The sequence below is a fragment of the Streptomyces sp. NPDC051582 genome, assembly GCF_040681715.1.
Taxonomy (GTDB): domain Bacteria; phylum Actinomycetota; class Actinomycetes; order Streptomycetales; family Streptomycetaceae; genus Streptomyces.
This window is the reverse complement of record NZ_JBFAZJ010000003.1, coordinates 239,775-252,100: the sequence shown is the minus strand read 5'-3', so window position 1 is coordinate 252,100 and position 12,326 is coordinate 239,775. Positions and strand designations below refer to the sequence as shown.

Here is a 12,326-nt window from a genome sequence, read left to right as displayed (position 1 = left end):
GGGTACCGGGTGAGTGCGTCAGGCACGGCCGCGGCCGGGCAGGTCGAGCACATGATGCGCCAGGTGACGCCCGGGCGCTTCGAGAGCTACGAGTCGCTTCTGCACGCCCTCGCCGAGGGCCGGCTGTGGATGCTGCTCTGGCAGGGGCAGCCGGGCTCCCCGGACGCCCAGTACGGCGGCATGGAGGTCGAGGGCCTCGGGTACGCGCCCTGCGTGACCTCCCCCCAGGAGCTGGCCGCCAGCGGCTGGAGCCGGGGCTACGAGGTGGTCACCGGCCGGGACATCGCCCGCGCCCTCTACCCGGACCGCTGGGGCCTGTGGCTCAACCCGCACGCCCAGGGCGGCGGCCTCGGCATCCCCTGGGCCGACCTGCGCCGCATCGCCACCGGCCTCGACCGGATGCCGGCCGGCCCGCTGCGGCTCTCCGAGCCCGCCCTGGAGCTCCCGCAGTTCTACGGGCTGCTGACCCAGCACGCGCACCGCACCCCCGCCGTGCGCTCGCTGCGCCGCGCCTGGGTGCAGCCCTCGCTGGGCTCCCCGTACCTCGCGGTCGGGCTCGACCTGTACGACGCCTCCGCGCCCGCGCTGGAATCCGTACGGGAGATGATGCGCCAGTCGGTCGGCGCGGTGCCCGAGGGCGTGCCGGTGTGCACGGTGGCGCTGGCGGACGAGCACGACCCCGTCGCGATGTGGCTGCGCGCCCAGACCCGCCCCTTCTACGACCGCGAGGGCCAGGCTCCGGCGTACTGAGCCGGCCCCGGTCCACGGACCGGGACGACCGTATCGACCCAACCGAAGGCCGCGGGGAACGATCGTTCCCCGCGGCCTTCGACTTGTCCGGATTTCGCCGCCCTTGTGGGCCCAAAACGCATGGTCCTACCGCGAGTTGGGCGCCATGTCCGATTGCGTACCGAACGGACGGGCTTGATCCGCTCAGGCGAGAGCGAAGTCCGGATAACGGGAACCCGACCCTCACATCACGGTTGCGCATCCATTCATCTGCGGGTCTGGCGGCTGATCGCAGCGCCGATGAAGACTCCCCACCCAAGAGCCGGTCAGTCCTTCCAGGCCCGGTTCGGCAAATGATTTTTTGCTTGTGGCTTTGCACGGCACTTCCCGCAATTCCTGCACCTCACACGCGTCCTGCGTATCACCACGCACTCCGAGCGCCACTCCGCACCAACGCCGCCACAGCGGCGGGCATGGGCCGGCAACCCGTCGGCCGAGAGGGGTCCCCACCACGATGACGGCACCACTGCATGACACGAGCGCGGAATCACCCGCTCCCGTGTCCGTAGCCGACGTCCCAGCCAAGGCCATCGAAGGCCGCTCGCCCGGCCGCATCGCCTGGATGCGGCTCAAGCGCGACAAGGTCGCGCTGACCGGCGGCGTGGTCGTGATCTTCCTGATCCTGGTGGCGGTCTTCGCGCCGCAGATCGTGAGCCTGCTGGGCCACCCGCCCAACGAGTTCCACGAGGACCTGATCGACCCGGACCTCGGCACACCGATCGGCTCCTTCGGCGGCATGAGCTCCGACTTCCTGCTCGGCGTCGAACCCACCAACGGGCGCGACGTGTTCAGCCGGATCGTCTACGGCGCCCGCATCTCGCTGGTCGTCGCCTTCCTGTCGGCCTTCGTGTCGGTCACGATAGGCAGCCTCCTCGGCGCACTCGCCGGGTTCATAGGCGGCTGGGTCGACGGCGTCATCAGCCGCATCATGGACCTGCTGCTCGCCTTCCCGCAGCTGCTGTTCACCATCGCCCTGGTCTCCGTCGTCCCCAACTCCCTCTGGGGGTTCTCGGGTTCGGGCGTCCGGATGGGCGTGCTGATCGTCGTGATCGGCTTCTTCGGCTGGCCGTACATCGGGCGCATCGTCCGCGGCCAGACGATCTCCCTGCGGGAGCGCGAGTACGTCGAGGCCGCGCGCAGCCTCGGCGCCGGGCGCGGCTACATCCTCATCAAGGAGCTGCTGCCCAACCTGGTCGCGCCGATCCTCGTCTACTCGACGCTGCTCATCCCGACCAACATCCTGACGGAGGCGGCCCTCAGCTTCCTGGGCGCCGGCGTCAAGCCGCCCACCGCCTCCTGGGGAAAGATGCTCTCCGACGCCATCCCCATCTACCAGGACGACCCCGCCTACATGGTGGTCCCCGGTATCACGATCTTCATCACCGTCCTGGCGTTCAACCTCTTCGGGGACGGGCTGCGCGACGCACTCGACCCCAAGGGCAGCTGAACAGCTTCAACGATTCACCCACCAATGGAGGTTGGACCAACGTGATCCGCAGAAAGCAGGCATTCGCGATCACCGCCGTGATCGCCGCCCTGTCCCTGACCGCCGCTTGCGGTGGCAGTGACGGCGACACGAAGACCGAGGGCAAGGGCGGCGCCGCCTTCAACGCCGCCACCACCGGCATGGTGAACCCCTCGGACGCCAAGGGCGGCGAGCTCAAGCTCTGGTCGCCGCAGGACGTCGACTACCTCGACCCGGCGCGTGCCTACTACGGCTTCGTGTGGGACATCCAGCGCCTCTACGTGCGTCAGCTGCTCGCGTACGACAGCAAGCCGGGCAAGGACGGCAGCAAGCTCGTCCCGGACCTCGCCGAGGGCCTGCCGGTCCTGAGCAACGAGGGCAAGACGTACACCCTCAAGATCAAGGACGGCGTCAAGTTCGAGGACGGCACGCCGATCACCTCGAAGGACTTCAAGTACGGCATCGAGCGCGTCTTCGCGCAGGACGTGCTGTCCGGCGGTCCCACCTACCTGATCGACATCCTGGACCAGGGCCAGAAGTACCCCGGCCCGTACAAGGACACCGACGCCAACAAGATGGGCCTGAAGTCCGTCGAGACGCCGGACGACAAGACGATCGTCTTCAACCTGGCGAGCGCCAACTCCGACTTCAGCTACCTGCTGGCGATGCCGTCCTCCTCGCCGGTCCCGCAGGCCAAGGACACGGGCGCCACCTACACCAACAAGCCCGTCTCCACCGGCCCGTACAAGGTCGAGAGCTTCACCGCGAGCAAGGGCGCGACCTTCGTCCGCAACGAGAACTGGGACCCGAAGACCGACACGATCCGCAAGGGTCTGCCGGACAAGGTCTCCTTCACGGTGACCACCAACCCGGACGACATGGACGCGCGTCTGCTGTCGGGCGACATCGACCTCGCCATCGACGGCACGGGCATGCAGCAGGCCGGCAAGAACAAGGTCCTCAAGGACGAGAAGCTGAAGGCCAACGCGGACAACCCGTTCACGGGCTACATCCGCTACTTCGCCTTCCCGACCACGGTCGCGCCGTTCGACAACATCGAGTGCCGCAAGGCCGTCATCTACGCGGCCGACCCGAAGTCCCTGCAGACCGCCCGCGGCGGCCCGACCAGCGGTGACCTCGGCGCGAACATGCTGCCGCCCGGCATCCCCGGTGCCGACAAGGGCTACGACCCGTTCAACCTGACCAAGGGCGAGCCGCAGGAGGCCAAGGCCAAGGAGGCCCTCAAGGCCTGTGGCAAGCCGGACGGGTTCGAGACCACCATCGCGGTCCGCAACAACCGCGCCCCCGAGGTGAAGACGGCCGAGTCGCTCCAGGCCTCGCTCGCCAAGGTCGGCATCAAGGTCACCATCGACCAGTACGACGGCAAGCTCTCCTCCTCCGTGATCGGTTCGCCCGAGAACGTGAAGAAGAAGAACTACGGCATCATCGTGATGGGCTGGGGCGCCGACTACAACTCCGGCTCGGGCTTCCTCCAGCCGCTCGTTGACGGATCGTTCATCCAGCCCAACGGCAACAACAACTACACGATGATCAACGACCCGGAGATCAACCAGCTGTTCAAGACGGCTGCCGCCGCCGCGACTCCGGAAGCCGCCGCCCCGTTCTACACGGACATCAACAAGAAGGTCATGGAGAAGGCCCTCTACCTTCCCATCAACTTCGACAAGGCCTTCGTCTACCACAACCCGCGTCTGACGAACGTCTACTTCAACGACTCCATGGGCAAGATCGACCTGGCCACGGTCGGCATCGCCGCCAAGTAACAGCAGGCAAGTGCCTTCACCGCACATGCGCTAGTCCGAAGGGCAGGTGAAGGCCGCAGGCGGCGGCTGCCGTCCCCACGAGGGACGGCAGCCGCCCGCCCCGGGCGGCCGACTGCAGTGCTCGTCTACCTCATACGGCGGCTGTTCAACGTCGTCGCCACGCTGTTGGTGGTCTCCGTGGTCACCTTCGGCATCTTCTTCGCGGTCCCCAAGATCACAGGCAGCGATCCGGCCCTGATGTACGCCGGTCGCGAGACCAACGAGACCGCCCTGGCGGGCATCCGCGTGAAGATGGGCTTCGACAAGCCCATCTCCGAGCAGTACCTGACCTTCGTCAAGGGCATCTTCGTCGGCCGTGACTACGACGGCGGCACGGATGTCACCCACTGTGCGGCCCCCTGCTTCGGATACTCCTTCAAGACCGAGGCGCCCGTCTGGGAGACCATGGTCGACCGCATGCCGGTCACCCTTTCGCTCGCCCTCGGCGCGGCGGTCATCTGGGTGATCGCCGGTGTGGCGACCGGTGTGGTCTCGGCGCTCAAACGCCGGACCGCCGTCGACCGCACGGTGATGGTCGGCGCGCTCGCCGGCGTCTCCCTGCCGATCTTCTTCACCGGCATGGTGGCCCCCGCGATCTTCGTCTACGGCCTCGGCTGGCTGGACGTGTCCAACTACAGACCACTCACCGAGGATCCGCTGGCCTGGCTCAACTCCATGATCCTGCCCTGGGTGACCCTGGCCTTCCTCTTCGCCGCCACCTACGCCCGCATCACCCGCGCCACGATGCTGGACGTGCTCGGCGAGGACTACATCCGCACCGCCCGCGCCAAGGGACTCAAGGAGGGCGTGGTCATCCGCAAGCACGCCCTGCGCTCCACCCTCACCCCGATCGTCACGATGTTCGGCCTCGACCTCGGCGGACTCCTCGGCGGCGCGGTGCTCACCGAGACGACCTTCAACTTCCAGGGTCTGGGGACGGCGGCCGTCGCCGCCATCGGTCAGGGCGACCTTCCCGTGATCATGGGCGTCACCCTGCTCGCCGCGCTGTTCGTGGTGATGGCCAACCTGATCGTGGACCTGCTGTACGCCGTCATCGACCCGCGCGTGAGGCTGACGTGACCGAGAACCCCACCACCGGCAGCGGGCCCGCGTTCGTGCCCGAGCAGGCCGGGCCGCCGGCTCAGGGCGCGGCCTTCCTGTCCGTACGCGACCTCAAGGTGCACTTCCCGACCGACGACGGTCTGGTCAAGTCCGTCGACGGGCTCTCCTTCGACCTGGAACGCGGCAAGACGCTCGGCATCGTCGGCGAGTCCGGCTCCGGCAAGTCGGTGACCTCGCTGGCCATCATGGGCCTGCACCGCACCGGCAACGCCCGCAGCCGCCCGCACATCTCGGGCCAGGTCGTGCTCGACGGCGAGGACCTCGTACGGGCCGACGCCGACCACGTGCGCAAGCTGCGCGGCCACAAGATGGCGATGGTCTTCCAGGACCCGCTCTCCGCGATGCACCCGTACTACTCGGTCGGCAAGCAGATCATCGAGGCGTACCGGACCCACCACGACGTCGACAAGAAGACCGCCCGCACCCGGGCGGTCGAGATGCTCGACCGCGTCGGGATCCCGGAGCCGCACCGGCGCGTCGACGCGTACCCGCACGAGTTCTCCGGTGGTATGCGCCAGCGCGCGATGATCGCGATGGCGCTGGTCAACAACCCCGAACTGCTCATCGCGGACGAGCCGACCACCGCCCTCGACGTCACCGTCCAGGCGCAGATCCTCGACCTGATCCGCGACCTCCAGAAGGAGTTCGGGTCCGCGGTCATCATGATCACGCACGACCTCGGCGTGGTCGCCGAGATGGCCGACGACATCCTCGTGATGTACGGCGGCCGGTGCATCGAGCGCGGCAGCGCCGAGAAGGTCTTCTACGAACCCCGCCACCCCTACACCTGGGGCCTGCTCGGCTCCATGCCGCGCATCGACCGCGAGCAGACCGAGCGCCTGATCCCGGTCAAGGGCTCGCCGCCCAGCCTCATCAACATCCCGAGCGGCTGCGCCTTCAACCCGCGCTGCCCGTACGCCGACGTCCCCAAGGGCGGCATCACCCGCACCCAGCGGCCCGAGCTGACCGAGGACGGCGGCCGGCACTGGTCCGCGTGCCACATGTCGCACGAGGAGCGGACCCGGATCTGGACCGAAGAGATTGCGCCGAAGCTGTGACCGACATGAAGAAGACGGACGCGCCGCAGGCCTCGGAGGCCCAGCCGCTGCTGAAGGTGACCGGCCTGGTCAAGCACTTCCCCATCAACAAGGGGCTGCTGCGCCGGCAGGTCGGGGCCGTCAAGGCCGTGGACGGCATCGACTTCGACGTCCGGCGCGGTGAGACGCTCGGCGTCGTCGGCGAGTCCGGCTGCGGCAAGTCGACGATGGGCCGGCTGATCACGCGCCTGCTGGAGCCGACGGACGGCACGGTCGAGTTCGAGGGGCGCGACATCACGCACCTGTCGGTCTCCGGGATGCGCCCGCTGCGCCGCGACGTGCAGATGATCTTCCAGGACCCGTACGGCTCGCTGAACCCGCGCCACACGGTCGGCACGATCGTCGGCGCCCCCTTCAAGCTCCAGGGCGTCCAGCCCGAGGGCGGCCTGAAGGCGGAGGTGCAGCGCCTGCTGTCCCTGGTGGGCCTCAACCCGGAGCACTACAACCGGTACCCGCACGAGTTCTCGGGCGGCCAGCGCCAGCGCATCGGCATCGCCCGCGCGCTGGCCCTCAACCCGAAGCTGGTCGTGGCCGACGAGCCGGTCTCGGCGCTGGACGTGTCGATCCAGGCGCAGGTGGTGAACCTGCTGGACGACCTCCAGGAGGAGCTCGGCCTCACGTACGTGATCATCGCGCACGACCTGTCGGTCATCCGGCACGTGTCGGACCGCATCGCGGTGATGTACCTCGGCAAGATCGTGGAGCTGACCGACCGCAAGTCGCTCTACGAGAACCCGATGCACCCGTACACCAAGGCGCTGCTGTCGGCCGTGCCGGTGCCGGACCCGCGCCGCCGGGGTGCGAAGAGCGGCCGCATCCTGCTCAAGGGCGACGTCCCGTCGCCGATCTCGCCGCCCTCCGGCTGCCGCTTCCACACGCGGTGCTGGAAGGCCACGCAGATCTGCACCACCCAGGAGCCGCCGATGCTGACGCCGGCCACCGGCCACCAGGTGGCCTGCCACCACCCGGAGAACGCCGCCGACCAGGCCCCGGGCGACCCGGCCCTGCCGGGCGCGGCCGAAGCCCTGGCCGTGGTCTCGGAGTAGTCCGCCGCCGCCGCCGCGCCGCCGCCGCGCCGCCGTCCCGGGCCTCAGGCCGGAGCCCCGGGACGGCGGCGTGCGGCTGCCCGGGCCGTCCCCGTCGAACCGCCGCCCGGGCGCGCTGCACAATGGGGCGGTGCTCCACGATCTCTTCCCGCCCGGGATCCAGCATGCCCTGGACCTCGCCGGCATCTTCGTCTTCGCCACCGCGGGTGCGCTGCTCGCCGTGCGCAAGAACTTCGACGTCTTCGGCATCTGCGTGCTCGCGCTCGTCACCGCCCTCGGCGGCGGCCTCTTCCGCGACCTCGTGATCGGCGCCGTCCCGCCGGCCGCCTTCGGCGAGCTCAGCTTCTTCGTGACCCCGCTGGTCGCGGCGGTCATCGTCTACTTCCTCCACCCCGAGGTGCAGCGGATCAACCGCGCCATCAACGTCTTCGACGCCGCCGGCCTCGGCCTGTTCTGCGTCACCGGCACGACCAAGGCCTACGAGTTCGGCCTCGGGCTGACCGCGTCCGCGGCGCTCGGCGTGGCCACGGCCGTCGGCGGGGGCGTCCTGCGCGACGTACTGGCCAACGAGGTCCCCTCGCTGCTGCGCGACCGCGAGATGTACGCCGTCCCCGCGATCGTCGGCGCCGCGATGGTGGCCCTGTCCATCGCCTTCGACGCCCTCAACGCCGCAACGACCGCCGCGGCGATCGTCACGACGTTCGTGCTCCGGCTCCTCGCCATGCGCTACCACTGGCGGGCGCCGCTGGCCTGGAACCGCCGCTCCTCGGTGGCCGAGGAGCCGTAACCTGCATGTAGCAATGGAAAGCTACCGCTTAGTAGCTACCGGCGGTAGGCTGAATCCATGGCATACGCAGCGGCCCAGGCCTCCATCGGCGACAGCGAATTCGACCGGGACACCACCGTCACCGCGCGCGCGGACGATTCCGGCGTGTACGACGCGGAGCTCTCCGCCGGATGGACGATCATCACCGCCGTGAACGGCGGCTACCTGCTGGCCCTGGTCGGCCGGGCCCTGTCGGCCGCCCTGCCGCACCCGGACCCCTTCACCGTCTCCGCCCACTACCTGACCTCGTCGGTGCCCGGTCCCGCCGTGATCCGCACCGAGGTGGTCCGGATCGGGCGCACCCTCTCCACCGGCCAGGCCTCCCTCTTCCAGTACGACGAGAACGGCGCCGAGATCGAGCGGATCCGGGTCGTCGCCTCGTACGGCGACCTCGCCTCCCTCCCGGACGACGTCCGCACCACCGCCGTCCCGCCGGTGTTCCCGGCGTACGAGGACTGCCTCGGCCCGGAGGCCGGCCCGGCCCCGATCCCCGGCAGCAACGCGATCGTGGACCGGCTCCGGCTGCGGCTGGATCCGGCCACCGCGGGCTGGGCGGTCGGCGCGCCCTCCGGCAAGGGGGAGATGCGGGCCTGGTTCGAGCTGGCCGACGGCCGCGACGCCGATCCGCTGTCGATGCTGCTCGCGGTGGACGCGCTGCCGCCGACCTGCTTCGACCTGGGCCTGATGGGCTGGAGCCCCACCATCGAGCTCACCGCGCACGTCCGCAGGCGCCCGGCGCCCGGTCCGCTGCGGATCTCCATCACCACCCGGAACCTGGCCGGCGGCTTCCTGGAGGAGGACGCCGAGGTCTGGGACTCCGCGGACCATCTGGTGGCCCAGTCCCGCCAACTGGCCCGCGCCCCGCGCTGACCCGGGGACCCGGCCGCTTCGAGCCCCCGCCTTCGGGCCCCGGTCCGGGCCGCCCCGGACCCCCCGCCGCACCGGGGGGTCCGGGGCCCCGGGGGGGACTCGTAGAATCAGGGGATCATGGCCTACCTCGACCACGCCGCCACCACCCCGATGCTCCCGGAGGCCGCTGCGGCGATGACCGCGCAGTTCGCCGCCACGGGCAACGCGTCCTCCCTCCACGCCGCCGGCCGCCGTGCCCGCCGTACCGTCGAGGAGGCCCGCGAGGCCCTCGCCGAGGCACTCGGCGCCCGCCCGAGCGAGGTGGTCTTCACCGCGGGCGGCACGGAGGCGGACAACCTCGCCGTCAAGGGCCTCTACTGGGCCCGCCGCGACGCCGACCCCGCCCGGACCCGGGTGCTCACCAGCCCCGTCGAGCACCACGCCGTCCTCGACGCCGTCCACTGGCTCGGCGAGCACGAGGGCGCCCGGATCGAGTACCTCCCCGTCGACCGCTACGGCCGCGTACGCCCCGACGACCTGCGCGAGGCCATCGCCCGCAACCCCGACGACGTGGCCCTGGCCACCGTCATGTGGGCCAACAACGAGATCGGCACCGTCATGCCGGTCCGTGAACTGGCCGCCGTCGCCCGTGAGTTCGCGATCCCCCTGCACTCCGACGCCGTCCAGGCCTTCGGACAGCTCGACGTCCACTTCGGCGACAGCGGCCTCGCCGCCATGACCGTCAGCGGCCACAAGATCGGCGGCCCGTACGGCATCGGCGCGCTGCTGCTCGGCCGAGACCAGAGCCCCGTACCCGTCCTGCACGGCGGCGGCCAGGAGCGGCACGTGCGCTCCGGGACCCTCGACGTGCCCGCCATCGCCGCCTTCGCGGTGGCCGCCGTGATCGCCGCGCAGCGGCGCGAGCGGTTCGCCGCCGAGATCGGCGCGCTGCGCGACGAACTGGTCGCCGCCGTGCTGCGCCAGGTGCCCGACGCCGTCCTCGGCGGGGACCCCGACGACCGGCTCCCGGCCAACGCGCACTTCAGCTTCCCCGGCTGCGAGGGCGACTCCCTGCTGCTCCTGCTGGACGCCCAGGGCATCGAGTGCTCCACCGGCTCCGCCTGCACCGCCGGCGTGGCCCAGCCCAGCCACGTCCTGCTGGCCACCGGCACCGATCCGCAACTGGCCCGCGGCACCCTGCGCTTCTCCCTCGGCCACACCTCCACCAAGGAGGACGTCGAGGCCGTGGCCGCGGCGATCGGCCCGGCGGTCGAACGCGCCCGGACGGCAGGCCTCAGCTAGGGCTGGGCGGGCCCGAGCCGGGTGGGCCCTGCGATCAGGCCGGGGATCAGGCCGGGGCGGCCGCCAGCTCCGAGCGGACCAGGCCCAGGTACCGGTCCCAGTCCCAGTGGGGGCCGGGGTCCGTGTGGTCGGTGCCCCGGACCTCGGAGTGGGCCAGTATGTGCGAACGGTCCACGGGTATGCCGTAGCGGCGGCAGACGTCGGCGGCGAGGCGGGCCGAAGCCGCGTACAGCGCCTCCGTGAAGTCCTGCGGCCGGTCCACGAACCCCTCGTGCTCGATGCCCACGCTGCGCTCGTTCATCGAGCGGTTCCCCGAGTGGAAGGCGACGTCCATCTCGCGCACCATCTGCTCTATGCGCCCGTCCTGGCCGACGATGTAGTGCGCCGACGCCTGGTGGAACGGATTCTTGAAGGCGTCCACCGAGGACGCGAAGCTGCCCTGCGTGACATGCACCACGATCCGGTCGACCTGGTAGTCCCCGGGCCGGTCCGCCATCCGCCAGTTCGCGGGCGAGGCCGAAGTCCACTCCACGCCCGCGTGGTCCACCTCTCCCTCCTTGCGGGGCTTGCCCACGCCCGGCAGCAGCCACCAGGCACGCCGCAGCTCGTCCTGCCCCGCGATCGCCGCCACCGTGAAGACCCCCAGGCCCCCGAACAGCACTGCACGACGGGTCCTGCGCGGCCCCGCCTTCGGCGCGGCCCCGACCTTGCTCCCCATGTGATCCACCCCCTGCACGTGATAACGCGCTGTGACCCCGGCCGGTTCCCCCGTACTCTGGACGGTGCTATGACTGAGAACCTGCCGCGCACCTCACGCCTCCCCCTCGCTGCGCTGGGAGGCCCCCCACTTCGCGTCCTGGCCGCCATGTCCGGCGGCGTGGACTCCGCCGTCGCCGCCGCCCGTGCCGTCGAAGCCGGGCACGACGTGACCGGCGTCCACCTCGCGCTGTCCGCGAACCCGCAGTCCTTCCGGACCGGCGCCCGCGGCTGCTGCACCATCGAGGACTCCCGCGACGCCCGCCGCGCCGCCGACGTCATCGGCATCCCGTTCTACGTGTGGGACCTCGCCGAGCGCTTCCGCGAGGACGTCGTGGAGGACTTCATCTCCGAGTACGAGGCCGGGCGCACCCCGAACCCCTGCCTGCGCTGCAACGAGAAGATCAAGTTCGCGGCCCTGCTCGACAAGGCCCTCGCCCTGGGCTTCGACGCCGTCTGCACCGGCCACTACGCGACCGTCGTCCTGAACGAGGACGGCTCGCGCGAGCTGCACCGCGCCTCCGACATGGCCAAGGACCAGTCGTACGTGCTCGGCGTCCTCGACGAGAAGCAGCTCGCCCACGCGCTGTTCCCGCTCGGCGACACCCTCACCACCAAGGAAGAGATCCGCGCCGAAGCGGAGCAGCGCGGCCTGGCCGTCGCGAAGAAGCCCGACAGCCACGACATCTGCTTCATCGCCGACGGCGACACCCAGGGCTTCCTCGCGAGCCGCCTGGGCAAGGCCGAGGGCGACATCGTCGACGGGGCGACCGGCGAGAAGGTCGGCACCCACGAGGGCGCCTTCGGCTTCACCATCGGCCAGCGCAAGGGCCTGCGGATCGGCCACCCGGCCGCCGACGGCAAGCCGCGCTACGTCCTCGACATCTCCCCGGTGAACAACACCGTCACCGTCGGCCCCGTCGAGGCCCTCGACGTCAGCGGCCTGACCGCGATCCGCCCCCGCTGGTGCGGCTCCACGGCCGCCGCCCCGGGCACGTACACCGCGCAGCTGCGCGCCCACGGCGGCGAGACCGAGGTCTTCGCCGAGGTCGTGGACGGCGAGCTGCGGGTGCGCTTCACGGAGCCGGTCCGCGGCGTGGCCCCCGGCCAGGCGATCGTCCTCTACGACGGCACGCGCGTGGTCGGCTCCGCCACCATCGCGACGACCACCCGGTCCGCGGCCGCCTCCGTGTGAGCCCCGGGCCCCGACCCGCCCCCGCCCCCGCACGCGGGAGCGGGATCGGGGTCTGC

11 protein-coding genes are annotated in these 12,326 nt (G+C 70.7%); 10 read left to right on the top strand and 1 reads right to left on the bottom strand.

Features of this window, described 5'->3' with window-relative positions:
* Positions 1 to 9 precede the first annotated feature (9 nt).
* The 9 genes from AB0M92_RS06710 to AB0M92_RS06670 all read left to right on the top strand — a co-directional run bounded on the left by AB0M92_RS06710 (position 10) and on the right by AB0M92_RS06670 (position 10,319).
* Positions 10 to 750 carry an enhanced serine sensitivity protein SseB C-terminal domain-containing protein gene (locus AB0M92_RS06710; RefSeq protein WP_048474737.1) on the top strand — a complete coding sequence of 247 codons (741 nt, stop codon included), beginning with the start codon at positions 10 to 12 and terminating at the stop codon, positions 748 to 750.
* Positions 751 to 1,243: 493 nt separating this feature from the next.
* Positions 1,244 to 2,236 carry an ABC transporter permease gene (locus AB0M92_RS06705; RefSeq protein WP_366100990.1) on the top strand — a complete coding sequence of 331 codons (993 nt, stop codon included), beginning with the start codon at positions 1,244 to 1,246 and terminating at the stop codon, positions 2,234 to 2,236.
* A gap of 41 nt (positions 2,237 to 2,277) precedes the next feature.
* Positions 2,278 to 4,038, top strand: a complete 1,761-nt coding sequence (locus AB0M92_RS06700; RefSeq protein WP_366100989.1) for an ABC transporter substrate-binding protein — start codon at positions 2,278 to 2,280, stop codon at positions 4,036 to 4,038.
* A 117-nt stretch (positions 4,039 to 4,155) separates the two neighbouring features.
* On the top strand, positions 4,156 to 5,157 hold the full coding sequence (locus AB0M92_RS06695) for an ABC transporter permease (RefSeq protein WP_366100988.1): 1,002 nt from the start codon (positions 4,156 to 4,158) through the stop codon (positions 5,155 to 5,157).
* A gap of 35 nt (positions 5,158 to 5,192) precedes the next feature.
* A complete protein-coding gene (locus AB0M92_RS06690; protein ID WP_366101159.1) occupies positions 5,193 to 6,257 on the top strand; it encodes an ABC transporter ATP-binding protein in 1,065 nt (354 codons plus the stop codon).
* 5 nt (positions 6,258 to 6,262) lie between these two features.
* Complete coding sequence (locus AB0M92_RS06685) at positions 6,263 to 7,342, top strand: dipeptide ABC transporter ATP-binding protein (RefSeq protein WP_366100987.1); 1,080 nt, start codon at positions 6,263 to 6,265, stop codon at positions 7,340 to 7,342.
* 130 nt (positions 7,343 to 7,472) lie between these two features.
* Entirely contained in the window at positions 7,473 to 8,129 is a 657-nt protein-coding gene (locus tag AB0M92_RS06680; protein ID WP_366100986.1) for a trimeric intracellular cation channel family protein, read from the top strand.
* A 57-nt stretch (positions 8,130 to 8,186) separates the two neighbouring features.
* Positions 8,187 to 9,038: a thioesterase family protein gene (locus tag AB0M92_RS06675; protein ID WP_366100985.1), complete on the top strand. Its 852-nt coding sequence runs from the start codon at positions 8,187 to 8,189 to the stop codon at positions 9,036 to 9,038.
* Positions 9,039 to 9,155: 117 nt separating this feature from the next.
* Positions 9,156 to 10,319, top strand: coding sequence for a cysteine desulfurase family protein (locus AB0M92_RS06670; protein ID WP_366100984.1), 1,164 nt, complete (start codon positions 9,156 to 9,158; stop codon positions 10,317 to 10,319).
* Positions 10,320 to 10,365: 46 nt separating this feature from the next.
* Here the strand turns inward: AB0M92_RS06670 and AB0M92_RS06665 are convergent, their stop codons facing one another.
* The gene (locus tag AB0M92_RS06665) at positions 10,366 to 11,037 is read right to left on the bottom strand and encodes an N-acetylmuramoyl-L-alanine amidase (protein ID WP_366100983.1); all 672 of its coding nucleotides are present in this window, start codon (positions 11,035 to 11,037) and stop codon (positions 10,366 to 10,368) included.
* 69 nt (positions 11,038 to 11,106) lie between these two features.
* Between AB0M92_RS06665 and mnmA the strand changes: the two genes are divergently transcribed.
* The gene (gene mnmA / locus AB0M92_RS06660; RefSeq protein WP_366100982.1) at positions 11,107 to 12,270 is read left to right on the top strand and encodes a tRNA 2-thiouridine(34) synthase MnmA; all 1,164 of its coding nucleotides are present in this window, start codon (positions 11,107 to 11,109) and stop codon (positions 12,268 to 12,270) included.
* The last annotated feature ends 56 nt before the right edge of the window (positions 12,271 to 12,326 follow it).